Below are 25,202 nucleotides of genomic sequence, written 5' to 3' on the forward strand. Positions count from 1 at the left end.
CCTTCTTGACCTTGTTAACTGTTCGACATGCTGATGCGCAACGCAGCTGCCGAGGCAAAGGGTGCCAGGGTCAGCGCCAGCACCAGGAAAGCCCCCATCAACGCGATATACGCGCTTACCGGCGCACCCTCAGCTGCGGCCGCGACGGTTCCGGTGCCAAAAATGAGCACGGGAATATACAGCGGGATGATCAGCAATGACAAAAGCACACCTCCGGATCGCAGCCCGAGGGTCAGCGCGGCGCCAATCGAACCGATCAGGCTCAGCACCGGAGTCCCGATCAGCAGCGTTAGACACAAAATGCCGATGGAGTTCCCCTCCAGGTGCACCATAACTCCCAGTAAAGGCGCCAACAGCACCAGCGGGAGTCCCGTCACCAGCCAGTGCGCCAGCACTTTGGCGAGAATCAGCAGGTACAGCGGCTGCGGCTGCAGCATCAACTGTTCCAGGGTGCCATCATCAAAATCATGGCGGTACAGGTGATCCAGGGACAGCAACGTTGCCAGTAATGCCGCCACCCACAGGATACCGGTACCGGCCTGCTGCAGGAAGGATACTTCCGGGCTAACCCCAAGGGGGAACAGGGTTACCACCATGATGAAGAACAGCAACGGATTGAGCAGGTCCTGACGCTGGCGGAAACTGGCCTGCAGATCCCGCCGGACCACCGCCACCATGGCCGCCATCACCCCAGGACCGGCGGTTAGCGGGCGCACCCGCACCGAGCTGTCAGTGGGCATGGGCTTCTCCCGCTTGCTGGCAAGTGGCACCGTGATCGCCGGCCACTGCCGTCGCACCCAGCACGATACGATGAATATCCGGCAGCCGCAGGTCGTGGTGAGTCGTTACTACCACCGCGCCGCCATTGGCCGCGCGTTCCACCAGCAGGCGTTCGAGCCCCTCGACGCCGTGAAAATCCAGTGCCGTAAAGGCTTCATCAAGGATCCACAACGGCTCGTCAGAGATCAGCAGCCGGGCCAGTGCCACCCGGCGCTGCTGGCCGGCCGACAGGTTGCGGCAAGGTACATCCTGGTATCCGGCCAGCCCGGTGCCCTCCAGGGCCTGCCTGAGCACCGTGTCTGCCACCTGCTGACGGCCGGCAAGCAGGCCGCGAAGGTTCTCGATGGGGGTCAGCAGGGGTTTGATACCGGGCCGGTGGCCGATATAAAGAAGATTGCGCAAAAATTCCTCGCGCCGGGCATCACGGGGCTCCCCCTGCCACAACAGGCGGCCACTGAAACTGTCGTTCAGCCCTGCGAGGATCCGCAGCAAGGTCGTCTTGCCGGAACCATTGGGACCTTCGACACGGGTCAGCGTACCGGCGGCAATGGTGAAATTCAGTGCCCGGAACAACTCACGGTCGTCACGCTCACATTGCAGATCGACAGCCTGTAGTAACGGCTCAGACATCAGGGCCCCGAAACAGAAAATTAGCGCGGAGCATTATAACGAAACCGTCACAGGAATACTCTTGTCCGACATCAATTGGACCGCCACCACATTACCAAACCGTAACCAGCGAACACCGGATGGCGAACCCGCCATCCGGCAACCACGCTACTGGATCAGGTGACGGAGATCGTAGACCCGTTGCCAGTGTCTACCCTGCTTGACCGCCACCTCGGTATCAAAATAGTGCCGCAGGCGACGGCGGTCGTCGGGCTGGTCTTTCAGGGCCGAACCGACCACATGATTCATCAGCTGCTCCAGGGTCATCGTGCCCTCGCCGTAATACCAGGCGCTCAGACTGGTCGCGTGGGCCACCGACACGGCCTCCGCGGTAGACAGCGCGGAGCCGGCCAGGCGATCGGTGCTGCGGCCATTCAGTGACTGGCCGTTACGCAGCTCATGGAACATGGTCACCAGTACCTCGATCACCTCGGCATCCACCTCTACCTCGACACCGGCCTTGCGGTTCTCCTTGCGGACCTCCCGCGTCACCACATCAAGCTCGTCGGAGAGATTACGGATCGGCCGGATCTCCTCGAAATCCAGCCGGCGCTTGAGCGCTGCGCTCATGGCGTGCACGCCCTCATCGACGCTGTTGGAGGTGGCCACCACGTTGAAGCCGTCACGGGCAAACACCACCCCGCTCTCTCCCGCCAGTTCGGGAATCACCACCACCCGGTCCGACAGCACCGAGAGCAGCGCATCCTGCAAGGCCTGGGGACAGCGGGCTATTTCTTCAAAACGGACCAGGCGACCTTCCTGCATGCCCCGCAGCAGCGGGCTCGGCACCAAGGCATTGAGCGTGGGGCCTTCCTTCTGGATGACGGCTTCGTTCCAGCTGTAAAGCAACTGGCCAACATGGGTAACGGCACCGCCCTGCAGGGTCAGCGTGGAATCACCGGAGATGGCCGCTGCCAGCAGTTCCGACAGCCAGGATTTGGCGGTACCCGGCTCACCAACAAGGAGGCAGCCGCGGGAGGTACACAGGGAAATGATAATCCGCGTCACCATCGCCCGCTCGGCGACAAACTTGCGCTCGATGCCCAGGGCATCATCCCCCATGATGAACTTCTCCACGGCAATCGGGGACATCAGCCAACCCGGCGGCACCGGACTGCGATCCTGGTCCCGCAACCGTGCCAGTTCTTCGGCGTAGGCAAACTCGACGGCCTGGCGCTGGACGCCCTTGACGGCCGGTGCTGGCGCTGCGGCGGACGATTTGCTGGAATGACGACTCATGATGCTCTCCTGCGGCCACCGCGTACCTCTGGAGCCATACGCTCCCGCGGCAGGATCCGGGGCAATTCTGATAACGGAATGAGACCTTCGATCACATGATCCAGGGCGCTGTCCCGCATGGTGACCAGCCCGGCATCCAGCGCCCGCCAGCGCAACTCGCCGACCGGGGGCTGGCTGGAAATGGCGTTGCGGATATCGGCATCCACTTCCATGTATTCGATGATGGCGACCCGGCCATGGGTACCACGACCGTTGCAGGCCTGGCAGCCAGCACCTTCAAAGCACTGGAAATTGGCGGGCGGACCGTCGGGGAATAATTCCCGCAGGATGGCCGGATCCGGCTCGGCCGGCTGCTTGCAGTGTTTGCAGATGCGCTTGGCCAGGCGCTGGGCGATCACCGCCAGCAACTCACCGGCAATGGAGTTGGGATGGACGCCCAGGTCATAGAGCCGCTGCAGGGAGTCCACCGCGTCGTTACAGTGCAGGGTGGACAACACCACGTGGCCGGTCTGGGACGCTCGAATGGCTTCCAGCGCTGTCTCGCCGTCGCGGATTTCACCCACCAGGATCACATCCGGGTCCTGGCGCACAAAGGACCGCATGGCGTCGGCAAAGCTGAAGCCGATTTCACCGCGTACCCGGGTTTGCTGGATGTTATCGATGGAATACTCGATCGGATCCTCCACGGTGATGACCTTGCGACGACCGTCATCCGCCAGGGTCTGCAAGCCCGCATACAGCGTGGTGGATTTACCCGAACCTGTGGGCCCCACCACCAGCACCAGGCCGGCGGGGTTGTCCAGTAGGCGCGTGTAGCAGGCGCCAATGGCCGGCGACATCCCCAGCTCGGAAATGGTCATGGCACGGCCGGTCTGGGGTAGCATCCGGATTACCGCATGCTCTCCATGGAGCGAGGGCTGGGTCTGGATCCGCAGATCGTAGCTGCTTTCTCCCAGCCGCAAGCGGGAGCGCCCGCCCTGGGGCAGCCGACGCTCGGCAATATTGAGCTCCGCCCGCAACTTGATCACGTTGATGACCCCTTTGAGCTCCCGCGGCGTGAGCTGGTACTGGGGCAAGTCATGGAGGTCGCCATCCACCCGCAGGCGCACCCGCACCCGCTCGCCATACTGCTCAATGTGGATGTCGCTGGCTTTTTCGCTGACGGCATCCAGCAGGATGGCCTCATAGACGGACACCAGGTAAGGACTGATGTGGTCTTCGGACTTCGCCAGCAGGTCATTGCTTTGCCGCACAGGCTCGCCCGGTGACGTATTGTCCGCCACAAACCGGTTGCCCTTTACCGCCAGCTCCAGCACCGACCACAACCGGCGAAAGTCGGTGGGTGTCACCAGCAGACACTCAATGTCCTGGGTCGGACTCATCCGTTCCAGCTGGTCGGTACGGGCATCGGGGTCGTCGGTGACCACCACCATGTGCTGGTTCAGCAGCGACACCGGGATCAGCCGCGACAGATCGAGGAATGTCCGCGAAAAGCGGCTGTACAGGGAGAAATCAAGCTGCTCCATCAGGTCGTCGACCTCGACGAACTTCATCCCCCGTTGCCGGGCAATCGAGCGGAAGAGATCGGCCTCCTCAAGATTGAGCTTCTTGCGCAACACATCAAGCACCCGGCAATTACCGGCGATGGCTTCGGCCCGTGCGGCAGCCAGGGTTTTGTCGTCCACCACCCCCAGATCGATCAGGATCTGCTCGGAGTTGCGATTGAAATCCACCCAGCCCAGTGTGCGCTCCCGCACCAGGCCCTCGCCATGGCGACGGTACAGCGCAAGACTCGGCACCGGCCCGGCGTGGCCCTCGAGGCAAATCAACTGTCCGTCGGGGCGGAGGTGGGGCAGCAGGGCTTCCTGGTTGTCCACAAACGAGGTGCACAGCACCATATCGCACGGTTCATCCAGCTCAAACGGGTTGCGGGCATCCGCAATAATCACGTCGATGTTATGGAGCCCGAGCCGGAAGAACCGCTCCCTGGCCGCCTCCGCCACCACCGGATCCCGCTCCACGCAGATTACCCGGCGCGCCAGCCGGGACAATACCGCCGCGACATAGCCGGAACCGCCGCCGACATGCATCACCAGCTGACCGGGCGCAACCTCGGGAATCAGCCCGAGAATATGGGCGAGGGTTTCTTCCCTGGGAATGGAGTGGCCGGAGATCGAGTCCTTCAGATCGGCAGACGCAACAAAGTCATGACGGGATATGGCATTCAGGGCCTGACGGGCCCGCTGATCGATACGTTTCATCCACAACTTCCAAAGGTTCGGTTCAGGCTGGTTTCATTCCGGCCGTCAATCAAATCAGTCAGTGATCGGATCAGGCACCGACCAGCCGCTCGACAAAAAACTCCAGGTGGCCCCGCGGCGATGACGGCAACGGCCAGTTGTCTGCCCGCTCGGCGAGGGTACGGACGGCCTGTGACGCCCGCGCCCGCGGGTAGACATCCACAAAGGCCCGCTGCCGCTGGACCGCTTTTTTCACGTTGTCATCATATGGCACCGCGCCTTCATACTGCAGCGCAACATCCAGAAATCGTTCGGTGACCCGGGTCAGTTTCTCAAACAGGTGCTGGCCCTCCTGATCGTTGCGGACCTGGTTGGCAACCACCCGAAACCGGTTCACCCCGAAGTTACGGTTCATCAGCTTGATCAACCCGTAGGCATCGGCAATCGAGGTGGGCTCGTCACAGATGACCAGCAGAACTTCCTGGGCGGCCAGCAGGAACGTCACCACAGGCTCTGAAATGCCCGGCGCGGTGTCAACAATCAGCACATCCAGCTCGTCGGCAAGGTCACTGAAAGCGTTGATCAGGCCGGTCAACCCGGCACCGGACAGGCTCGCCATGCGCAGGCTGCCGGATGCCGCCGGCACCACCCGGATGCCCGCCGGTCCTTCCACCAGGATGTCCGCCAGCGCACATTCCCCGGCCACCACGTCCTCGAGATTACGCTGGATGGCCAGGCCCAGCAAAACGTCCACGTTGGCCAGCCCCAGGTCGCCATCCAGCACCGCCACCCGACGCCCCATGCCGGCCATGGCCACCGCAAGGTTGACCGCAATATTGCTCTTGCCGACACCGCCTTTGCCGCCGGAAACTGCAATCACCTGCACCGGACCTCTTGCACTCATGTCGAATCCTTTCCTCTGGCCAGTGATAATCTGGCGGAATCATCTCACAGCCATGGCACGGGGAAAACACACCGCAGACCACAGCGACGCGAGATCCCCTTCAGCCCTGACAGGATTTCACCTTCCGTCGCCTGACGACTAATCTCAGATACGGTATCCTTGCGCCATTTAGACCTTTTAAAGCCAAAACGCTACGACACACAGGTGACCCCATGCCAATCCACGAAGTCAGACACCCCCTGATCCGACACAAACTGGGCCTGATGCGCCGCGCCGACATCAGCACCAAGAACTTTCGTGAGCTGGCCCAGGAAGTCGGCGCCCTGCTGACCTACGAAGCAACCAAGGACTTCACCCTGCAGGAAAAGACCATCGATGGCTGGGCGGGCCCGGTCAGCGTGGAACAGATCCACGGCAAGAAAGTCACCATCGTGCCTATCCTGCGTGCCGGGCTGGGCATGCTCGATGGTGTACTGAGCCTGATTCCGGTGGCCCGGGTCAGTGTGGTCGGCCAGATCCGCAACGAGGAAACCCTTGAAGCCAGCACCTACCTGGAGAAACTGGTGGGCGAACTGGACCAGCGCATGGCGCTGATCGTTGATCCCATGCTGGCCACCGGCGGCTCGCTGATTTCTACCATCGACCTGCTGAAAAAAGCCGGCAGCACCGAAATCCGCGCCCTGGTTCTGGTCGCCGCACCGGAAGGCATCGAGCGGGTACTCGAGCAACATCCCGATGTATCCATCTTTACGGCCTCTATTGACCAGCGGCTGAACGAGAAAGGCTATATCCTTCCCGGTCTTGGGGATGCCGGAGACAAGATCTTCGGCACCAAGCAGAAGGACGTCTGAGCATGCAGGATCATACGAACGACCCGGTCTGGAAGCAGGTGATTGCCGGCTCCCAGATGCTGCTGGTAGCGTTTGGCGCGCTGGTTCTCATGCCGCTGATTACCGGCATGGACCCTAACGTTGCCCTGTTCACCGCCGGCATTGGCACGCTGATTTTCCACCTGGTGACCGGCGGCCAGATTCCCATCTTCCTGGCCTCCTCGTTCGCCTTTATTGCCCCGGTCATTGCGTCCAAGGGCAAGTTCGGCATGGCCGAAACCCTCGGTGGCCTGATGGCCGCCGGCATCCTCTACATGATTCTCAGCGGGGCGGTACGGTTGCGGGGTACCGGGTTTGTCACCCGCCTGCTGCCCCCGGTGGTGATCGCCCCGGTGATCATGTCGATCGGCCTGGGTCTGGCTCCGGTGGCGGTGCACATGGCATCCGGCCGGACCGGTGACGGCGCCGCGGTACTGGTACCCTATGACACCGCGATCTGGATTGCCATGGCCTCCCTGCTGGTCACCATCGTGATGTCGGTCTGGGCGACCGGTTTCCTGCGCCTGCTGCCAATCCTGTTCGGCGTGATAACCGGCTACATCCTCTCCGCGTTCGCCGGCATCGTCGACCTCACACCGATCCGCGAGGCCCCGTGGCTTGCCATGCCGGATTTCGTGGCGCCGGCATTCAGCTGGGGCGCCATCCTGTTCATGATTCCGGTGGCCCTGGCCCCGGCCATCGAGCACATTGGCGACATCATCACCATCGGCAGCGTCACCCGCAAGAACTACCTGGACAAGCCGGGGCTGCATCGCACCCTGCTCGGCGACGGCCTGGCCACCAGTGCCGCCGCCGCCTTTGGCGGACCGCCCAACACCACCTACTCTGAAGTCACCGGCGCCGTAGTCCTGACCCGCAACTTCAACCCGAAAATCATGTGGTGGGCCGCCATTGTGGCGGTGATCCTGGCGTTCGTGGGCAAGTTCGGCGCGGCCCTGCAAACCATTCCGGTGCCGGTAATGGGCGGCATTCTCTGCCTGCTGTTCGGCTCCATTGCGGTGGTGGGCCTGAACACCCTGATCCGCAACCAGGTTGACCTGTCGGAATCCCGCAACCTGGTAATCGTTGCGGTGACCCTGGTGTTCGGTATCGGCGGCATGGTCATTGGCCACCTGGAAGGCATCGCCCTGAGTGCGGTGATTGCCATCCTGCTTAACCTCCTCCTGCCGGGTAGTCGCGAAGCCTGGGGCAAGGCGATCTATGAGCAAAAAGCCGACTGACAGCTCGGGCATCAGCTTTACCGCCCTGTATACCGGTGCCGTCTGGCACCGGTTCGGGCTGTCCGACGACGCTCTGACGACCCGCCAGGGCGACCTGCTCTATCACCTGATGACGCCGTTTGAAGTCGCCAGCAAGGCCATCGTTGGCGGCAATATCCGAACCTTCCTGCTGCAGCGCCACCTCATTATCGACGAACTCATCGAGCGGGCGGTTACCGAACGCGGTATCACCCGGGTGCTGGAAGTCGCCTGTGGCATGTCACCGCGGGGCATCCGCCTGCGCCAGCGTCATCCCCACCTCCACATGGTGGAAGCCGACCTGCCCGGCATGGCCAGTCGGAAAGCCGCCCACCTGCTGGCCGCCGGCCGGCTTGGCCCCCATCACCAGGTTATGCCGGTCGATATCCTCGCTGAAACGGGGGACAATTCCCTGGAGGCTGTGATCGGGCGGGCATTCCCCGGCCCGGAACCGGTCATCGTGGTCACCGAGGGCCTGACCAGTTACTTCTCCCTGGCGGTGATTGCGCACTTCTGGCAACGGCTGGCGGGGGCCCTGGCCGCCCGGCCGGGCTCCGTTTACCTGACCGAGAGCTACCTGATGCCCCGGCAGCCGCTGCTACGGGGCAGCCTGCGCACGCTCGGCGGCATGCTGGGCAAACTTACCCGCAGCCAGGTCAGCTTTCACTTTCACGATGACGGGGAAGCCCGGCAGACCTTCCTCCGGGCTGGGTTTGAGGACGTCCGGATTCACAACCCGGAAACCTTCTACGACCGACTGGCGATCCCGCGGAGCCGGCAGGCACCGATGATCCGGATTATCGAGGCGGGTCAGCCGGACTGAACCAGCAGGGTTTCCAAGCGGGCCTGAATGACCCGGAATTCTTCTTCAATCCGCGCCACCAATGCGCCGGCCTGCGCCAGATCACCGGATTTGCCAGCAAGTTCTGCATCACGGCACAGCGCGCCCAGCCGGGGCACCCCAATGTTGATGGAACTGCCCTTGAAACTGTGGGCGCAGCGCGAAAAGCCTTCCATGTCGCCGGCCTCAAGCGTGGTTTTCAGCGTCGCCAACCGGTCGGACGAATCGCTGATGTAGGTCTGGATGAGTACGTCGAATTCGTCCTCCATGACATCCTGCAGCTCGGCCAGGGCCTCTTCATCCAGATGTGGTTGGTCGGTCATGACAACCCCCTTGCGTATCAATCAGTTCAGCCCCGGGGAAGTTCCCCGGAGCCCTCGGAAAACCGCCAATGGTATACGATTTCAACGTGGTTTCCCTGTTTGTGAAAGGTCAGCGAGTGGCTCAGTTGTCTTAACAGAGTAAGGCCACGGCCGGCATACCTGGGTTTGCGCTCATCGCCCGCCAGATAGCGCCGGAAATCAAAGCCCGGCCCGGTATCCTCGCAGCTTACCCGGAGCTCACCGCCAAACCCGGTCTGCCGGTGCTCCAGAGTGAAGCGGATCCGGTGACCGCTGACGTCGTTCAGTCGTCGCTCCTTTTCAGCATAGTACCGTCCGAAGCCTTCGGGGGAATTTTTCCAGTCCGAAGGCAGCGCCAGCACCCCGTGTTCAAGGGCGTTGGTGTAAAGCTCCGACAGCAGGGTGTAAACCTCGCCGCTGCGCCGGCGTAATCCGGGTACCTCCATGCAGATGTGCAACAGAAGCGGCAATGGGCTGAAGTGGGCCAGGGTGTGGTCGCTGATGACGTATTCACACCGCCAGTTTTCCGGCCCCTGCAAGGCTGACTGCAGCTGGTGCCCGGCGACATCCGCCAACTGCGCGCCCCCGACCATTTCCAGGGAAAGCAGGGTCAGATCATCCTGCTCCGGCCCGCTTTCGATAAATCCGATTGCCCCCGCCATCACGGCATCGAACGGATGCAGGCCGGTGGCCACCCGCTCCAGGGACTTGAGCAGGCGGCGCTCGCCATAAAACTCCCCGGCCGCATTCTCCGCTTCCAGAACGCCGTCGGTCATCATCAGCAGGATGTCTCCCGGCTCGGTCTGGATGACATCCACGGCGGAAGAAAACTGGGCCGGCTCCAGCACCCCGAGCGGCAAATGGGTAGAGGGCAGCGCTATCCGCTTGCCGTTACGCCGGACCAGAAAGCCATCGGGCAGGCCACCGTTCCAGACCCTCAGCTGATTGTGGTGGAAATCCGCCTGGATCAACGCCGCACAACAGAACATGCCCGTGGGCAAGATGCGCTTCAGCTTCTGGTTGATCTCCCGCAGCACGTCCTCACAGCCGAAGCCCTTGCTGGTCATGCCGTAGAAAATCTCGGCCACCGGCATGGCGCCAATGGCGGCGGGCAGCCCGTGCCCGGTGAAATCCCCGATCAGGATCTGCATGCCACCGGCAGGACGTGGGCAGGCAAACAGCACATCGCCGTTGAAAATGGACAGGGGGGACGCGTGATAGCGGATGTTCGGCGCATCAAGACAGCCCGTATGAGCCACGTTATCGAACACCCGCTTGGCGACATTCTGCTCTTCCAGCAGGGTGCGATTGTGTTCGTGGATCAGGTCCCGTTGCTCGGACAGGGTCTGGTGCATCATCCGCATGCGGTTGAAGGCGTTGATCTTGGCGCGGATGATGACCCGGTTATAGGGTTTGGAAAGAAAATCGTCGCCACCGCTCTCCAGGCACTGGGCCAGGGCATCCGCATCGGACAGGGAGGTGAGGAAAATCACCGGCACCAGGGTTTCGCCAGCGAGCGCCTTGATCTCACGGGCCGCTTCCATGCCATCCAGTCGCGGCATCATGACATCGAGCAACACCAGCTGGGGACGGGCCTCGCGAAACCGTTCCACTGCCTGCAGGCCATCCCGGGCCTCGAGTACCTCGTGCCCCTCACGGCTCAGCAGTTTTTTGAGAATCAGCCGGTCGCTGTCGCTGTCGTCAGCGATCAGGATGCGGAGGGCGGGAGTACCGGAAAGAGGCTGCTCCAAAACAGAAGACCCCGGGAAGAGTGATCCGGACGGCGGTTCAGTGGATCGCAAACAACTGCTCGAAGTTGGAGATGGCGAGAATGCGGCGGACATCGCTGTTGCAGTTCTCGATGCGAATCCGGGCGGCATCGCCACCGGCATAGTCCCGCAGCAACAGCAACATGCCAAGGGCGGAGCTGTCGAGGTAGGTGGTGTCGGTCATGTCCACCACGTACAGGTTCACCGAATCGCCACCCTGCTCGTAGGCATCACGAAATGCCTGGTGGGTACTGAAGTCAAACCGTCCATCGACCCTGATGGTGAGTGTGCGCCCGTCGTCACTGCAAGATGTCTGAATAGGCATTCGCGATCCTCCACCAAGCCCCATAGTACGCCTAATACCGCGCTGATTCTCTGTCACAGGATAGTCCAGTGCCAGCAATTTGCATCCGTTTTTTGAGCGGGTAAGCGGCGCTCAGGCGTCTTCGGACTCGTTTTCCCGCAAGCCGTACTTGCGCACTTTCTCCACCAGCGTGGTGCGGCGGATGCGAAGTTTTTCCGCTGCCCGCGCCACCACGCCACCAGTCTCATCAAGGGCTTGCTGGATCAGTTGTTTCTCCAGGTTGGCCAGGTATTCCTTGAGGTCTATCCCGTTCACCGGCAACAGCGCGGGCGCATCCAGGCCGACCAATCCGGGTATCCCCGCCGGCAATCCCGCCTCCTCGCCCCCGCGATTCTCGTCAAAGTCATCCACGTAACGGAACTTCTTGGGCAGTTCCTGAACACCAATCACGCCGTAGGGATGCATGATGGCCAGGCGCTCAACCAGATTGGCCAGCTCCCGGACATTCCCCGGCCAGTCGTGCCGGCACAGGCTCATGATAGCGCCGGAATTGATCCGCAGGGATCCGCGCCGCTCTTTCTCCATCCGTGCAATCAGCTCGTTGACCAGCAGCGGGATATCTTCCACCCGGTCGCGCAGCGCTGGCATGTCGATGGGAAAGACATTCAGCGCATAATACAGCTCCTCACGGAACCGCCCGGTGGCGACCCGCTCTTCGAGGTCGTGGTTACTGGCCGCAATGATCCGCAGGTTCGCCGCCTGGGTCCGGTTGCTGCCAACCCGCTCGTAGACGCCATCCTGCAACAGCCGCAGCAGTTTGACCTGCAGCCCCGGGGGCAGTTCGCTGATTTCATCGATAAACAGGGTGCCCCCCTCCGCCAGCTCGATGCGGCCAATACGGGAGGTAATCGCGCCACTGAAGGCGCCCTTCTCATAACCAAACAGCTCACTTTCCAGCAGATCTGGAGGGATGGCCCCGCAGTTGACCGGCACGAAGGGCTGCTCCCGCCGGGGCGAATGGTAGTGCAGGTTGCGGGCAACCACTTCCTTGCCGGTACCCGCCTCACCGGTGACCAGTACCGTAACCTCCTTGTCCGCCACCTGCTGCATCAGCTGCCGGACCGCCTGAATGCCGCGACTGGTACCGACCAGGCTGCGAAACAGCTGGAGACCGCGCTGCATACCGCGCTGGTCCCGCGACCGGCTGTACTGGTCGCGGAACACCTGGGCACGATGCAGGGAATCGATAAACTTGGTGTAGTTGAGGGGCCACTCCATGCGGGCAATAATGCGGCCCGAATCCTCGGCCGACAGCCCCTTGAGCGCGGGGTCACCGATCATCAGGATGGGCAGGCCCCGGTCAGCCCGGCACACCTCCCGAACCAGCGCGACCACGCCACGGATGTCACCATCAATGATTGCCACATCCGCGGCCACACCGGTCGCGGGCGACCCGATCAGCTCCCGGGCAGCGGTGCCGGACAGCACCCGCTCTTCGCCGATAAATTCGAGAATTGTCGAGATATCATGGCTCCTTGCCTCATCATCACTCAGCACCAGCACTGCGTTGTTAGTGACCATCCGGTTACTTCCTTGAGTTTTCTGCAGAATTTATAACCTTAATCCCGGACCCGTCAATTTTGGCAGGCAGGCATGAGAAGCAGTTCCCGTGCGTCCCTGCACCGGAGCGCGAGCAAGAAGGGTGCCACCCGGGGCTCTCCCCCGGGGCAAAATCCATCATCCATAAGGATTCTGCCCCATCCGGGAAAGGAATGGGATGTCGCGTTTATCAACAGGTCAGCGACGGGCAGCGCGACGGGCCGAGGATGCAGTGAACTCACTTTCCCGGAAACCGGGATTGAAGTTATAGGCGGCCTGGCCGTCATCGAGGCCATCCACGTAATAGCGGCCTGCCTTGAGGTCATAAGTGGCTTCGAGAGTCGTCCAGAACACCGGCTCGCCGTAGTAGTTGATGTTGTGAGCCTCCGAAACGCGCCACAGCTTCCCGTCCTGGTCATATTCCTCGGACGCCAGGATCTGCCAGCTGTCTTCATCCACGTAGAACACACGGCGGGTGTAGACATGGCTGATGCCGGTGCGCAAGGTGGCTTCCACTACCCACACCCGGTGCAACTCATAACGAGTCAGCTCCTGGTTGATATGGTTAGGACGGATGATGTCATCGGCGCTGTTGTCCCGCGAATGCAGGCGATAGGCGTTATAGGGCATGTACAGCTCGCGCTTGCCCTTCAGTTCCCAGTCATACTGGTTGGGCGCCCCGTTATACATATCCTTCTGGTCCACGGTGCGCAGGGACGAGGTGTTGGGCAGGTCGGTCTCGTACGCCAGGTTTGGGGAGCGGCGCAAACGACGGGAGCCGGGCTCATAGCGCCAGGCCAGCCGCGGCGAACGTACCTGGTCCAGGGTTTCATGGACCAGGGTAATAGTGCCCGCCAGCGCTGACGGCGACAGGATCTCGGTCCTCAGATAGAAGATCTTGTTGTCAATGTCTGCCAGCTTCGCGCCCGGGCGTGAGTAGGCGAAGTAGTAGTTATACTCGGTCATCACCGGGTTGTAGGAGCCGCCAGTCGTCGGCGTGGCGTAAGCGGACCGGTAGGATACCTCTTCGCCACGATAGCGCAGGATGTGATTCCAGATCACTTCCAGGCCGTCACGGGGGATGGGAAACGGACTGGTGGTAATGGTATTGCGCACGCCGTTGCCATTCTCCAGCAACTCGGCCGTCAACGCGTTCTCGCGGAGCTGATCATAGACGCGCTCAGGGTACGAGGCGGTACGGCGGGTCTGGAACACGGGCATGGTGTACGCTCCGCCGTATTGCTCCAGCATGGCAACGTGGCCATCAGTGAGGTACCGCCGGTGCTCCCCCAGGTTGTCGCTGGTGATGACAAACAACGGCTTGTCACCCGGAAACGGATCGATCTCCACGTCACCCGGCTGCCAGCCGGCCGGCGGTGTCGTCAGCCCTCCGGTCCAGGGGGGAATGGTACCGGCGTCATTGCCGGCCCGCTCTGCGCCAACGGGCGTCAGATCCGCCCCGAGCCTGGCCGCCTCGACCGGCGGCACCTTCGCAGCCACTTCCCCGGCCACCAACAAGCCCGCCATGATGAATCCGGTAATTACCAATTTAGCCATACAGATTGCCTCCACTGGACACCCGACTGCCAGTTGACGTTCGCGTCATTTTCGCCAAAACAGTACGAAAGGTGCGGTAACATTCAAAAACCGGGTGCTTATTTGCCTGAACCGGTATTCATAGACAAGAAACTTTTTGTAGTTTCTTGTGAGGAGGCTCCTCTGGGACAGACCCAAGGTCAGTCCCTGCCGGTCCTCCGGACCATATGGCAGAATCTCAGGACCTCAGGCTGAAATCCCGGGGACTGACCTCGGGTCTGTCCCCTTTTTCTCCGGAGGTCAGGGGCGAGGTAGTCGAAGAATGCAGCATGGGGGGCGAATTTACGGAGGCGAAATGGTAGAATGCCGAATCATTGCACAGCAACATTTCCGTCAAGGTCCTCCATGTCCTCACCGTGGCATACGCTGGTATCGCAAAAGCTTTTTCTGGCCAGAACCTTAGTGCAGCTCCAGCAACGCTGCGAACACGCCAGCGAGCGGGAAGCCACGTGTCAGGGCGCGATTGAGCTGGGGCTGCGAAGCCGGCAACTGATGCTGACCATGATCGCCGATCTGTACCAGCACCGTAAGGTGTACCCGGCGACGCTGGAGCAGTTGACCTCCCTGATCGGTGACGCCATGCCGGAAGTGGAGGAACTGCGGGGGCTTGCCGACAGCAGCGACTCCTGGTGGAGTCATCTGGCGCAACTTGAGCAGGCCCAGGCCAATCCGCCGGCCCGCAAGAAGACTGTTTCGGAAGACAATATCATCGCGGTTTCCGTGGACACTGGCCCCGACCGGTCTGCCCCGGCACTTGAGCGGACATTAAGCGCGATGAAAATGTTTGCTGATTCGCTAATGGAGCGGCATGGGGAGTGGTAATACCCTTCCCTGTCACGACACAGCTACGAACAAAGGTTAAAACATGTCACCGTCTTTTTTTGAGATTGTACAACTGAGTAACGGCGACTACGCTCTGCGCCGCATCGATGACGACAGCGCCCCACTGGTCCGGATTTCGTTTTCTTCGGAAGCCCGGGACATGATGGATGACCGCGAACTCAACGTTGCCAAGGCCATGATTGCCGCCGGTATCGAAGCCGTCGGTAACGTCGCCCATGATATTGACTGGGAAGATGACGACGCCGAGCCCATCGACCTGCAGCCATCCTACACTCTGCACTGACGCTCAGTTAGCGCTGGCGCAACACCACACCGTGGCTGTTGCCCCTCGCCGAGGCCCGTTGCAGGGCCTCGAATGCGCCCCGCCCAAGTTTCGACGTCCACATCACCACCGCATGGCAGGTTCCGGCACTGAGCGCCCGCTCAGCGAGTTCCTGGGCCGGGTATTCGTCCGATGACCGCAGTACGAGAATCTCGCCGGCGATAATGCCGTGCATCTTCTGCCACTTGCTGACCAGCGCCTGGGGCGGATCAATCCACGCCAGCCAGCGCTTCTCCTGGTTCAGCTGGGTTAGCATGGGCAACAACAACTGGAAGTTCTCCACCTGACCTTCAGGCAGTATGATCTCTGTGACGTTGCCTTCCGACAAGGGCTCTGCAACCTGCCTTTGCGCCCCGGCATCACGGACACGGACTGAACCCAGCACACGGTCCCCGACAGACAGGGCCGGCTCTGCCTGGCCAAGACCAAAGGATGAATGCACCAGGTTCTGGTTAAAGCTGAGTTGTTCCATCATTGCCTCCCAATCTTATCCCGTAAGCGCCCTGCCCGATCCGCATACCCGCCGGCCAGACCGGCAGGCAGGCAGGCACCGTCACCGCCGACCGTTCAGTGGAGTTCCGACCGCCGGATGACCCCGACGCCCAACCCTTCGATATGCAACTCCTGCTCCCGCAGATCCACCTCGATGGGGGCGAAGTCTTCGTTTTCTGCGATCAGTAACACCTTGCTACCCTCACGACGGAATCGCTTCACCGTCACCTCATCACCGACCCGTGCCACCACCACCTGGCCATTGTGAACGTCCTGGGTGCTGTGAACGGCCAGCAGATCGCCGTCCAGAATGCCGATGTTCTTCATACTCATGCCACGAACACGTAACAGATAATCTGCTGACGGCGAGAAAAAGTCCGGCTGCAGGGTGCAGTGGTCCTCGATGTGTTCCTGGGCCAGAATCGGGCTACCCGCCGCAACCTGGCCGATGACCGGCAGACCGAGATCGGCTTCCGCCTCGGGCAGGCGGATACCGCGGCTGGCGCCGGGCACCATTTCTATCGCACCCTTGCGCGCCAACGCCCGGAGATGCTCCTCTGCCGCGTTGGCAGAACGGAAGCCCAGCTCGGTGGCGATTTCGGCGCGGGTGGGCGGGTACCCGGTTTCGTCGACGTAACGACGGATAACGTCCAGTACCTGGCTTTGGCGAGCGGTTAGTTTCATCATTCCTGATCCTGTTTTTTTATACAGTGATTTGACTATATACAGTGTTTTATCCAGTGTAAAGCAGACAACCACTTTTTCTGGTAGGGTTAGTCAGACACCTCAGGAGGGCATGGATGACATCAGCCAGACGATGCCGGCTGCCGGATATCAGCCGAACCCGGGATACCACTACCGGAACCAGCCGCGAGCGGCGGGTGGGCGTGGAAATCGAGCTGTCCGGATTGGGCTACGATGAACTGGTGACGCTGTGTGCGCAGTTACTGGAAGGCGAGCCCCGCCTGACATCCCGTTACGTGACCTCGCTGAAAACCGCGCTGGGCGAATTCACGGTTGAGCTGGACTCCGACCCGGTCAAGGAGCTCGACCTGCAGGACGAACGCCTGCCGGAGTCCATCCGCGAGCTGGGCGGTCATGCCATGACCGTCATTGACGCCGCCGCCGAGAAACTGGTTCCTCTGGAAATCGTCTCACCCCCCATTCCGCTGTCCCGACTCGAGCAGATTGAAACGCTCTGCGACAGTCTCCGTGAGGCGGGCGCCCTGGGCAGCCGAGAAGCCGTCTATTACGCCTTCGGGCTGCAACTGAACCCCGAGTTACCGGATCTCGACCCGGCAACCCTGGTGCGCTACCTGCAGGGTTTTGCGGCGCTTTACGACTGGCTCAAGGCGCGCCACCAGCTGGATATCAGCCGCAAGCTGACCAGCTACATCGAACCCTGGGACAGCCAGTACACCGATCGGCTGGTGGCAAAGGACTATTCTCCGGACATGGCTCGGCTGATGTCCGACTACCTGACCGCGAATCCCTCCCGCAATCACGCCCTCGACCTGTTGCCGCTGTTCGCGCATCTCGACAGCGATCTGCTGGCCCGCCATGTCCGGGATTCCCGGGTCAAACCCCGTCCAACCCTGCACTACCGGCTGCCGGACTGCGACATTGACAATCCCCGGTGGCACTTTTCACAGGTCTGGAATGACTGGGTCGTACTGGAGCAACTGGTCAGCCGCCCCGACGATCTGCAGGCTTTGCTGGAACGGTTCCGGGCAAGCCGCAAACTCAGCTTCCACAACCTGACCCACAGCTGGACAGACGAGTGTCAGCAATGGCTTCGCAGCAAAGGTTATATCTGAGGCATGTCGACTTCCGAGGGCTACCCTGACCGGAATGCCAGCCCGAGCCCCGACCCGGGCGTCAACGAGGCTCCCGGGCTCACCATCGGGATCAGCGGCCCGTCGCGACGCAGCCTGCCACACCGGCTGATTGCGCTGGCCCTGCATCTGTATGGCGCGCGCACCTTCTATATCTCTCCGGGCAGCCATACCGACGTCTCCCTGCTAGACGGTATTGTTTTGTCCGGCGGCAGCCACGTACACCCACAACTCTATGGTGAGCAACCCCGGGTTACCGCCAGCTACGACCAGCAACGGGACGAAACTGACTGGCAACTGCTGGCGCAAGCGGAAGTATACGGGCTGCCGGTACTGGGAATCTGCCGCGGCGCCCAGCTGATCAACGTGTTCCGGGGCGGCTCGCTGTGCCAGAACGTGACACCATTGCGGGTGCATACCCGCCATCGCCCCCTGCTACTGCCATTACAGACCGTGCGGCTGGTACAGACCAGCCGACTGGGGCGACTGATGGCCGCGAGGTCGATCGGCGCAAACCGGATTCACAGCCAGGCAATCAGGCTACTGGGGCGGCATCTTCAGGTGGTGGCACTGGATAACGACCTGTTTGTCCAGGCCGTGGAGAACACCCGGGGACAATGGCTCCTGGGCGTCCAGTGGCACCCGGAGTACCTGCTCTACCACCGCGGCCACCGGCGGATATTCCGCGGCTTTGTGCAGGCCGCCAGCGCCCGCAAACGGATCAGACTGGCAGGTGACGACGCAACACCGCCTTGATCAGCTGGACCTCGCGGGCATCGTCCGGCAGCGACTGCAGGTATCGCTCACTCCAGTCTTTAAGTTGCTGGCGAGTTGTCACATTATGGGGCTCCACCCCGGTCAGGCGGCGAAGGATATCCCGCTCCCGGGTGGTTAATCGGACTTGTTCATCGTATATCAGCATGGAGACCTGCAAATGCCCGGCACCCTCACAAAATCCCTGCGCGCAGCCCACACGCTCGCTATCGTAGCAGCGGCCGCCGCCCTCACCTTCCCGGTAGCTGCCCAGGCCGGAGAAGTCAGCCTGAACGGAGAAGGTTCGGTGCAGTATACGCCAGACAGCGCCAGGCTGCAGTTTACCGCCACGGCCGAGCACCCGCTGGCGGCACGGGCCACCGAACAGGTCAATGACCTGATGGCGCGCTGGCGCCAGGCCACCACCGACCTGCGCCCGCAACTGAATGACTACAGCGACGCCATGCTGAACCTGTACAGTCGCAATCTGCCGGCACCGGAGCGGGGGCAGCCCGGTACCAGCGTGGCGGTCGCCTCCCAGACCGTGAGCTTTTCCATCAGTGACCTCGCCCTGCTCAACCCGTTGCTGGAACAGGCCCAGGCGCTGGGGCTGAATTATCATCTCGGGCCGCAGCAGTTCTATCACTCCGACGAGCAGGCCTTGCAGCAGCAAGCCCTGGCCCGAGCCATCGCTGACGCCCGCACTCGCTGCCAGTTCGTTGCCGAACAGCTGGAGATGAGCTGTGGCGACGTCAAGACCATCAACATCAATGGCGGCTTCCGTCCGGTTCCGATGATGATGGCCGAAGCCAAGGCCGCCGGAGATGCGGTCTCCAGTGTCGGCCCACGGGAACTGACCGCCAGCGTCAGTGCCACCTTCGAGCTGAACTGATCCCGGTCAGAAGTCCCGGGTGTAGAAAATATCCAGGGAGGCCGCCAGCCCGCTGGCCGCCTCCAGGTAAAAGTACCGGCCCAGGTCATAGCGAATGGCGATGGTGGTGATTGGCTCAAACACTCCGACCCCGTAGCGGACACTGAGGTCTTCAGTGATGTAGCCACTGGCAACCACCGACGTCTGCTCTCCCGAGCCCTCTGCCTCCAGGATCAGGTTCTGGATGCCGAACTCCTCGCCGATACCCTGGGTTATCTTGCTGGTCTGGGTCAGGCCGAGGGACAGCGCTGCGCGGCTCATCTGCCCCTGGTCGCCCTGGCTGCGTAACGGCCGGCCCAGGATTACGTAAGCCAACGCCTCACTCTGGGGCATCGGTGGCTCGGAAAACACCTCGGTCTCCGGCGCCGTGGCTGGCCCGCTGAGCCGGATACCGGCGGTGACCGTATCCACCTTGCGCACCGCCTCGATATCGAGATAGGGCAGATCCACCGCGCCGACAAACACCAGCCGCGCCCGCCGCAGCTCCAGTTCCTGGCCATACGCCTCGTAATGGCCATTGACCAGCTGCAACGAACCCCGGGTATCCATGTCGTTGCCGATTCGCAGGGTCCCCTCAAGTTCACCGGTGACACCGAAACCGGAAAACGTTACCTCATCCTCGCCGACTACCACGGTGACATCCATTTTCAGGGCACGCACCGCCGGTTCCTCCCGCTCGACCCCGACAATCACTTCATCCTCGGATACCGCAACCGCCTGCTCCGGAAGTTCGCGAATTTCAATACTGCCCCGCGGCACATCGACCCGCCCGGACACACTCAGGTCACCATCGGCAAACAGAATGGTCAGGTCCGGCGCCATCTCCAGCCTCGCATAGGGTTCGTAGGCAAAGGGAACGCGGGCACCCTTCAGCTTGACCTCTGCAGTGGGAGACTGCTGCCAGTCAAAGGTGCCGCCGAGGGTGCCGCCACCACGCTCGTTACTCTTCCAGCGACCGCTCAGGTCGGCGCGGTAACCCTGCAGCTCGAGCTCCAGGACCAGCTCTTCGAAAGGCACCGGCACCCGCGGATCCATCACCCGGCCATCCGCAAGCACCAGCTCGCCATATACCGCGGGCTTCATCAGTGGCCCGGTAATTCGACCCTGGCCACTGATCGTCCCCGTCAACTCGTCCAACCCCACGAAGGCATTGGCCACCGCCAGGTCGAGGCCATCAAGGCGGAAGCTGCCATCCAGCTCCCGGGTTTGCGAGCGGGGATCCAGGCTGACGGTCGTTTCAAAATCACCCAGTTCCGGCCCCGCGAGATTGACCATCAGGGTCGCCAGTTCCGGTTCAAGCCGTACCCGGGTTTCCAGCCGGTCGTAAGCAAGGGCCTGCCAGTCGCCCTGCACCAGCACCTCGACCTCGCCGGCGCCGGTACTCAGCACCAGTTCGCCATCCGGCCCCTGCGGTGTCATGGCAAGGCTGAACTCCCCGTTAATCAGTGCCTGCCAGCGCAATCCGGGAGGCATCAGCGGCGCCAGCGCCTCCGTGGGGAACTGGTCAAGCCGATAGGCCAGGGTTTGTTGCGGCAGCAGAATCTGGTCATCGGCACACAACGAACTCTGCTGCCATCGCCAGCAATGGGCGCCGAAGGTAAGTGACGGACCGGCACCTTCCGGACCGTCCGTTGCACCCTCCTTTGCACCCTCCATCACAAAATCCAGGTTCGCCGGCGCCACCAACCGCCACTGCTGATCCTGCTCGGGCACGACCAGTTCGCCACGGGCCAGCGCGCCGGACCAGGCCGTCATGGCGTCGTTCAGAGCCCCGGCAAAGCCCAGTTCGACACGGGCGTCGTCGTGAAGCGCCCGGATGTCCAGCGTGTGATCTGCCGGGTTGCCCGCGAGCTTGACGGCCAGTTCGGCAAGCTGCTGGCCGGCGCTCTCGATTTGCCGGGCCCGGACGTCCACCTCAACGGTCCGGTTATTGGCCAGGCTGCCAGTAACGTCCAGGTCGGTGATCGCCAGGCTGTCCTGCCACTCAAGCCCGCGCCCCTGCAGACGAACCTCACCATTGGGCTGTTGCGGTGTGCCGGATAGCTGCAGCGACCCGTTCATCCGGCCGCCCAGGCCTGCCAGGAACAGTTGCGGAGAAGGCAGGTCCAGTTCCAGTGCCGCCGCCAGCTGCTCCCCCCAACGCCCGCTACCGGTCACGCGGTTATCTGCCACGGTGACCTCTGCGCCCGCCAGCTGCCAGCTGCCGTCAGCGGCTACCAGCTCACCCTTGGCCGCCGCGGGCTTGCCTTGCCAGGTTCCGTCAATGGCCCAGCTCGCGGTCAGCTCCGGACTTGCCGGATCGGTAAGCCGGCCTTCGGAGCGGATCTCGCCACTGAGCTTCGACTCCAGCACCGGCAACCAGAAACCGGGATTAAAGTCATCAAGGCCCAACTGCGCCTGCCAGCTCAGCGGCCCGGCAAAGCCAAGTTCGCCCTGCCCGCTGAGCTCACCGGCTCCGGAACTTATGGTCAGTTGCGACAGCGTGACCGACGCCATGTCTCCGGTCAGCTCGGACGCCAGGCTGGCATCGCCCAGTGGCCCGCTGACACCGGCCTGCAGGCTGGCGTCATAGCGGCCGTCCCGGTAGCGGGCATTGCCCGTTAACGTCTCCAGCACGACCGGCGGAGCAGCGAGGTCCGGCAGCAGGCCGTACCAGGGAAACCCCGTCATTGCCACACGGGCATCTGCCTGCAGGCCAGCGCTCCAGCTGATGTCCCCGGCAACCCGGAGCTCACCCGGCCCGGAGGCACCATCTTCGCCAGCGGCTGCCGCAGCGGTCCTGTCGGCCGCCAGTTGCAGCGTCAGGTCGGTAACCCCCGACGTGGTAAGGTGGCCGGTCAAGGTGGTGGCCACCGGCCCGGTAGTGGCCGGCAAACGGGCGGTACTGCGAGTACGGAAACCGCTGTCGAGATTACCCTGCAGGGCGATCTGCCAGTCCTGCAGGGTCAGGGTGACGGGCACAGACTCATGGGGCAGGAACCCGGCGGACGCCAACTCAAGGCGCAGCGGTACTGCAGGTTCCAGGGGCTGGACCTCGCCGCGGAGCGTTGCAGCCAGGTAGCCCTCACTGCGGGCCTGTACCCGCAGATCCCGGACACTGCCGGAAAGATCGGCCACGACTTGCCAGAAATCCCCCGACGGTGGCGGCAGATCGACGGTCAGCGCCAGGTTCACCGGCCAATCCCGACGGGTTTCCAGGGTACCCGAGGCGGCCACGGTCACGCCCTGCCCCTGGTAGTCCAGGGCGTGAATGGTCCAATCGGCACCCGAGCCAGTGGCGGCAAGGTGCGCCTGGTCCCAGACCGGCGACCCGTTGACAGTGAACGGGCCAAGCCGGACATTCCCGATGGTGACCGCCAGCGGCAGAATCAGCGACGGCAGATCGATGGCCGACCGGGGCGTGTCATCTGGCTCGCCCGGCTGCAGCGTCAGGTCAATGGTGCCAGCCTGGACCTCATCGAGGCAGACTTCGAGACTGAACAGGCAGCTCGGCGACCAGTCCAGCACCGGTTGTGTCACCTGCAAGCCCACACCATAGCCCTGCCAGCGCAGACTGCCGGCCTGCCAGTGATCCAGCAACGAACCACGGCCATCGGTAACGTCCAGGCCCGGTACCTGCTCGATCACCCAGGCGGTGCCCGTCTCCGAGCGCAAGGCCAGCAGCGCCCCGGCAATTAGCAGCAGCGGCAACACCACCAGCACCGCCAGGGTCGCCAGCAGCCACAACTTTATGCGTCCCGCCTGGTTCAGACCCCTGGTCATAGTTCGGGTCCCATGGAAAAGTGCAGGCGCCAGTCCCCACCGAACTGCGGGTCCAGGCCCTTGGCGATGTCCAGCCGTAACGGACCGACCGGGCTGACCCAGCGGATACCGGCACCGGCGCCGGACGCCAGCGGATCCAGCAGGTCATCAATTGCATTCCCTTCGTCGTAAAACAGCGCCACCCGCCACTGGTCGGCGAACTGGTACTGGTATTCGGCGCTGCCCACCATCAGGTAGCGGCCACCGACGGTATTGCCCTCGTCGTCCCGGGGTGACAGGGTTTCGTAGCCGTAACCCCGCACGCTCTGGTCACCACCGGCAAAAAAGCGCAGCGATGGCGGCACGTCTGCGAAACGGTTGGTGGCCACGCCGCCCAACTGGAAACGGGCGAGGAAACGGTGATTGTCCGCCAGGGTGTACAACCCCCGGGCAATGAAGTTCACATGGAGAATGTCGGCTTTCGACAACAGACTGCGATGGGCGCCGGTCACATCCACCTGCAGGCGGTATCCGCGGGACGGGTCCAGGGGGGAGTCGGAGTGCAGCCGGGAATAACCCGCGCCGGGCAACAACAGGCTGCTGGTTTCGGTGGGTTCGGTGCCGATCCGGTAGCGTTCACCCTCCCAACGCAACGACAACACCTGTAGCCAGCCATTGGACAGCTGGTGCTGCCATTGCTGGCCCAGGGTCAGCAATTCCGATTCCACATCCTCGATGTCTTCCCGCTGATAACCCGCAGTCAGGCGAATGGCATCGGTCATCGGCGGATCCAGTGGCAATTCATACCAGGTACTGAGATTCTGGCGCGGGCCGGAAATTTCGGTTTCTGCACCACGACGATGGCCCATGGGATTGATCCAGTGTTCCCGCCAGGTCCCACGGAACCGGGGTCCGACGTCGGTGGAAAAACCCACGCCGGCAGACACCGAACGGGGGTCGCGGGCACGAAGCGTGATGTTCAGCGGAATAACGCCACCCTCTGCCGAAGCTGGCCGGGCATCCAGGTCAACGCTGGCAAAATACCCGCTGTTGGACAGATCATTGTTGAGCCGGGCGACCTTGTCGGCGTGGTACAGCGTACCGGGCTCAAACGTCACGAAACTGTAGAGCAATTGTGGTTCGAAGCCGGCCGTGCCGGTGAACGTCACCATACCCAGGCGATAACGCTCGCCGCTGCGAAACACCAGTAGAATGTCCGCGGTACCCGCGGCCGGATCGACTTTCAATTCCCGGGTAACAAACTCGCCATCGAAATAACCCAGCCGCAGGGCGCTGGAGCGGATGGCCTGACGCAGGCTGTTGTACTGGCCATGATGCAGGATATCGCCCTGTGCCGGCTGCTCCGGCAACTCCGGAAGAAAGTCAGGATCGGAGTCGGCCGCGCCTTCGATACGAACTTCACGGGAACGGATACGTACCGGATCACCGGGCTGCACGGTCAGCACCAGCTGCGGCAAGTCGTCGGATTCATCGACCTGCCAGTCGATTCCGGGATTGTAATAGCCCAGGGCCCGCAATGCCTGGCGCACCTGATCCTCGGCGGTGGCGGCGTAGCGTCTCAGGCTGTCGGCACTGCGGCCTTCAACCTTGCCCACAAAGGCTTCGGCATTGTCCTGCAACTGGGGAAAATCCCCTTCCACACGCACCTCCACCTGCTGCGCCAGGCACAGCGCGGACAAGCTCCAGGCCAGCAGCAACCCGCCAATACGGCTCATCCGGACAGGCAATGCGCCAAACCCGTGGTGGGATTTGCCGCCCCTCATTAAACATCACTCGCTTTCAATGGCTCGCTATCCTTTTTACCGACCGTCCCCGCAGCCCTGTTCCCGGGTCACGGAGTGTACCGGTTGACCC

The 25,202-nt window shown here is 62.4% G+C and carries 23 protein-coding genes; 8 read left to right on the plus strand and 15 right to left on the minus strand.

What is annotated here, in order from left to right; translation table 11 throughout:
• Positions 1-14 precede the first annotated feature (14 nt).
• The 5 genes from ccmB to CLH61_RS05160 all read right to left on the minus strand — a co-directional run bounded on the left by ccmB (position 15) and on the right by CLH61_RS05160 (position 5,832).
• On the minus strand, positions 15-740 hold the full coding sequence (gene ccmB / locus CLH61_RS05140; RefSeq protein WP_099613619.1) for a heme exporter protein CcmB: 726 nt from the start codon (positions 738-740) through the stop codon (positions 15-17).
• The gene (gene ccmA / locus CLH61_RS05145; RefSeq protein WP_099613620.1) at positions 730-1,410 is read right to left on the minus strand and encodes a cytochrome c biogenesis heme-transporting ATPase CcmA; all 681 of its coding nucleotides are present in this window, start codon (positions 1,408-1,410) and stop codon (positions 730-732) included. Before ccmA ends, ccmB begins: the two co-directional genes overlap by 11 nt.
• A 147-nt stretch (positions 1,411-1,557) precedes the next feature.
• Positions 1,558-2,688, minus strand: a complete 1,131-nt coding sequence (locus CLH61_RS05150; protein WP_099613621.1) for an ATP-binding protein — start codon at positions 2,686-2,688, stop codon at positions 1,558-1,560.
• A complete protein-coding gene (locus CLH61_RS05155) occupies positions 2,685-4,949 on the minus strand; it encodes an ATPase, T2SS/T4P/T4SS family (protein WP_099613622.1) in 2,265 nt (754 codons plus the stop codon). The genes CLH61_RS05150 and CLH61_RS05155 overlap by 4 nt, the downstream gene beginning before the upstream one ends.
• A gap of 70 nt (positions 4,950-5,019) precedes the next feature.
• Positions 5,020-5,832, minus strand: coding sequence for a MinD/ParA family protein (locus tag CLH61_RS05160; protein WP_099613623.1), 813 nt, complete (start codon positions 5,830-5,832; stop codon positions 5,020-5,022).
• A gap of 212 nt (positions 5,833-6,044) precedes the next feature.
• On the opposite strand from CLH61_RS05160, the gene upp reads away from it, so the two are divergent.
• From upp to CLH61_RS05175, 3 genes are read left to right on the plus strand one after another with little or no spacing between them, the layout of a single operon-like run.
• The gene (gene upp / locus CLH61_RS05165) at positions 6,045-6,683 is read left to right on the plus strand and encodes a uracil phosphoribosyltransferase (protein ID WP_099613624.1); all 639 of its coding nucleotides are present in this window, start codon (positions 6,045-6,047) and stop codon (positions 6,681-6,683) included.
• Positions 6,684-6,685: 2 nt separating this feature from the next.
• Positions 6,686-7,942, plus strand: coding sequence for a uracil-xanthine permease family protein (locus tag CLH61_RS05170; RefSeq protein WP_099613625.1), 1,257 nt, complete (start codon positions 6,686-6,688; stop codon positions 7,940-7,942).
• Positions 7,923-8,783, plus strand: a complete 861-nt coding sequence (locus CLH61_RS05175) for a class I SAM-dependent methyltransferase (RefSeq protein WP_099613626.1) — start codon at positions 7,923-7,925, stop codon at positions 8,781-8,783. Before CLH61_RS05170 ends, CLH61_RS05175 begins: the two co-directional genes overlap by 20 nt.
• Here CLH61_RS05175 and CLH61_RS05180 read toward each other — a convergent pair.
• From CLH61_RS05180 to CLH61_RS05200, 5 genes are all read right to left on the minus strand, one after another.
• A complete protein-coding gene (locus CLH61_RS05180) occupies positions 8,771-9,124 on the minus strand; it encodes an Hpt domain-containing protein (RefSeq protein WP_099613627.1) in 354 nt (117 codons plus the stop codon). The genes CLH61_RS05175 and CLH61_RS05180 overlap by 13 nt on opposite strands.
• Before the next feature lie 26 nt (positions 9,125-9,150).
• Positions 9,151-10,893, minus strand: a complete 1,743-nt coding sequence (locus tag CLH61_RS05185; RefSeq protein ID WP_228152535.1) for an ATP-binding SpoIIE family protein phosphatase — start codon at positions 10,891-10,893, stop codon at positions 9,151-9,153.
• Positions 10,894-10,930: 37 nt separating this feature from the next.
• Positions 10,931-11,236, minus strand: coding sequence for an STAS domain-containing protein (locus CLH61_RS05190; protein ID WP_099613629.1), 306 nt, complete (start codon positions 11,234-11,236; stop codon positions 10,931-10,933).
• 111 nt (positions 11,237-11,347) lie between these two features.
• Positions 11,348-12,796, minus strand: a complete 1,449-nt coding sequence (locus CLH61_RS05195; RefSeq protein WP_099613630.1) for a sigma-54 dependent transcriptional regulator — start codon at positions 12,794-12,796, stop codon at positions 11,348-11,350.
• A 216-nt stretch (positions 12,797-13,012) separates the two neighbouring features.
• Entirely contained in the window at positions 13,013-14,341 is a 1,329-nt protein-coding gene (locus tag CLH61_RS05200; RefSeq protein WP_228152545.1) for a DUF1329 domain-containing protein, read from the minus strand.
• Between the two features lie 414 nt (positions 14,342-14,755).
• Between CLH61_RS05200 and CLH61_RS05205 the strand changes: the two genes are divergently transcribed.
• Positions 14,756-15,232 (plus strand): DUF6586 family protein, encoded by a 477-nt coding sequence (locus CLH61_RS05205; RefSeq protein ID WP_099613632.1) that lies wholly within the window; start codon positions 14,756-14,758, stop codon positions 15,230-15,232.
• Positions 15,233-15,275: 43 nt separating this feature from the next.
• Entirely contained in the window at positions 15,276-15,536 is a 261-nt protein-coding gene (locus tag CLH61_RS05210; protein ID WP_099613633.1) for a hypothetical protein, read from the plus strand.
• Between the two features lie 7 nt (positions 15,537-15,543).
• Here CLH61_RS05210 and CLH61_RS05215 read toward each other — a convergent pair whose 3' ends face one another.
• Positions 15,544-16,047 carry a cell division inhibitor SulA gene (locus CLH61_RS05215; RefSeq protein ID WP_099613721.1) on the minus strand — a complete coding sequence of 168 codons (504 nt, stop codon included), beginning with the start codon at positions 16,045-16,047 and terminating at the stop codon, positions 15,544-15,546.
• A gap of 95 nt (positions 16,048-16,142) precedes the next feature.
• Positions 16,143-16,754: a transcriptional repressor LexA gene (gene lexA, locus CLH61_RS05220; RefSeq protein ID WP_211289064.1), complete on the minus strand. Its 612-nt coding sequence runs from the start codon at positions 16,752-16,754 to the stop codon at positions 16,143-16,145.
• A gap of 113 nt (positions 16,755-16,867) precedes the next feature.
• Between lexA and CLH61_RS05225 the strand changes: the two genes are divergently transcribed.
• The gene (locus CLH61_RS05225) at positions 16,868-17,884 is read left to right on the plus strand and encodes an amidoligase family protein (RefSeq protein ID WP_099613634.1); all 1,017 of its coding nucleotides are present in this window, start codon (positions 16,868-16,870) and stop codon (positions 17,882-17,884) included.
• A 3-nt stretch (positions 17,885-17,887) separates the two neighbouring features.
• On the plus strand, positions 17,888-18,658 hold the full coding sequence (locus CLH61_RS05230; protein WP_099613635.1) for a gamma-glutamyl-gamma-aminobutyrate hydrolase family protein: 771 nt from the start codon (positions 17,888-17,890) through the stop codon (positions 18,656-18,658).
• Here CLH61_RS05230 and CLH61_RS18295 read toward each other — a convergent pair.
• On the minus strand, positions 18,624-18,824 hold the full coding sequence (locus CLH61_RS18295; protein WP_143752089.1) for a hypothetical protein: 201 nt from the start codon (positions 18,822-18,824) through the stop codon (positions 18,624-18,626). The two genes, CLH61_RS05230 and CLH61_RS18295, sit on opposite strands and share 35 nt — an antisense overlap.
• Positions 18,825-18,836: 12 nt before the next feature.
• Between CLH61_RS18295 and CLH61_RS05235 the strand changes: the two genes are divergently transcribed.
• Positions 18,837-19,547, plus strand: coding sequence for an SIMPL domain-containing protein (locus CLH61_RS05235; RefSeq protein WP_099613636.1), 711 nt, complete (start codon positions 18,837-18,839; stop codon positions 19,545-19,547).
• 6 nt (positions 19,548-19,553) lie between these two features.
• Here CLH61_RS05235 and CLH61_RS05240 read toward each other — a convergent pair whose 3' ends face one another.
• Complete coding sequence (locus CLH61_RS05240) at positions 19,554-23,348, minus strand: translocation/assembly module TamB domain-containing protein (protein ID WP_228152537.1); 3,795 nt, start codon at positions 23,346-23,348, stop codon at positions 19,554-19,556.
• Positions 23,345-25,063 (minus strand): autotransporter assembly complex protein TamA, encoded by a 1,719-nt coding sequence (locus CLH61_RS05245; protein WP_211289065.1) that lies wholly within the window; start codon positions 25,061-25,063, stop codon positions 23,345-23,347. The genes CLH61_RS05240 and CLH61_RS05245 overlap by 4 nt, the downstream gene beginning before the upstream one ends.
• Between the last annotated feature and the right edge of the window lie 139 nt (positions 25,064-25,202).

This window comes from Marinobacter profundi, assembly GCF_002744715.1.
GTDB classification, from domain to species: domain Bacteria; phylum Pseudomonadota; class Gammaproteobacteria; order Pseudomonadales; family Oleiphilaceae; genus Marinobacter; species Marinobacter profundi.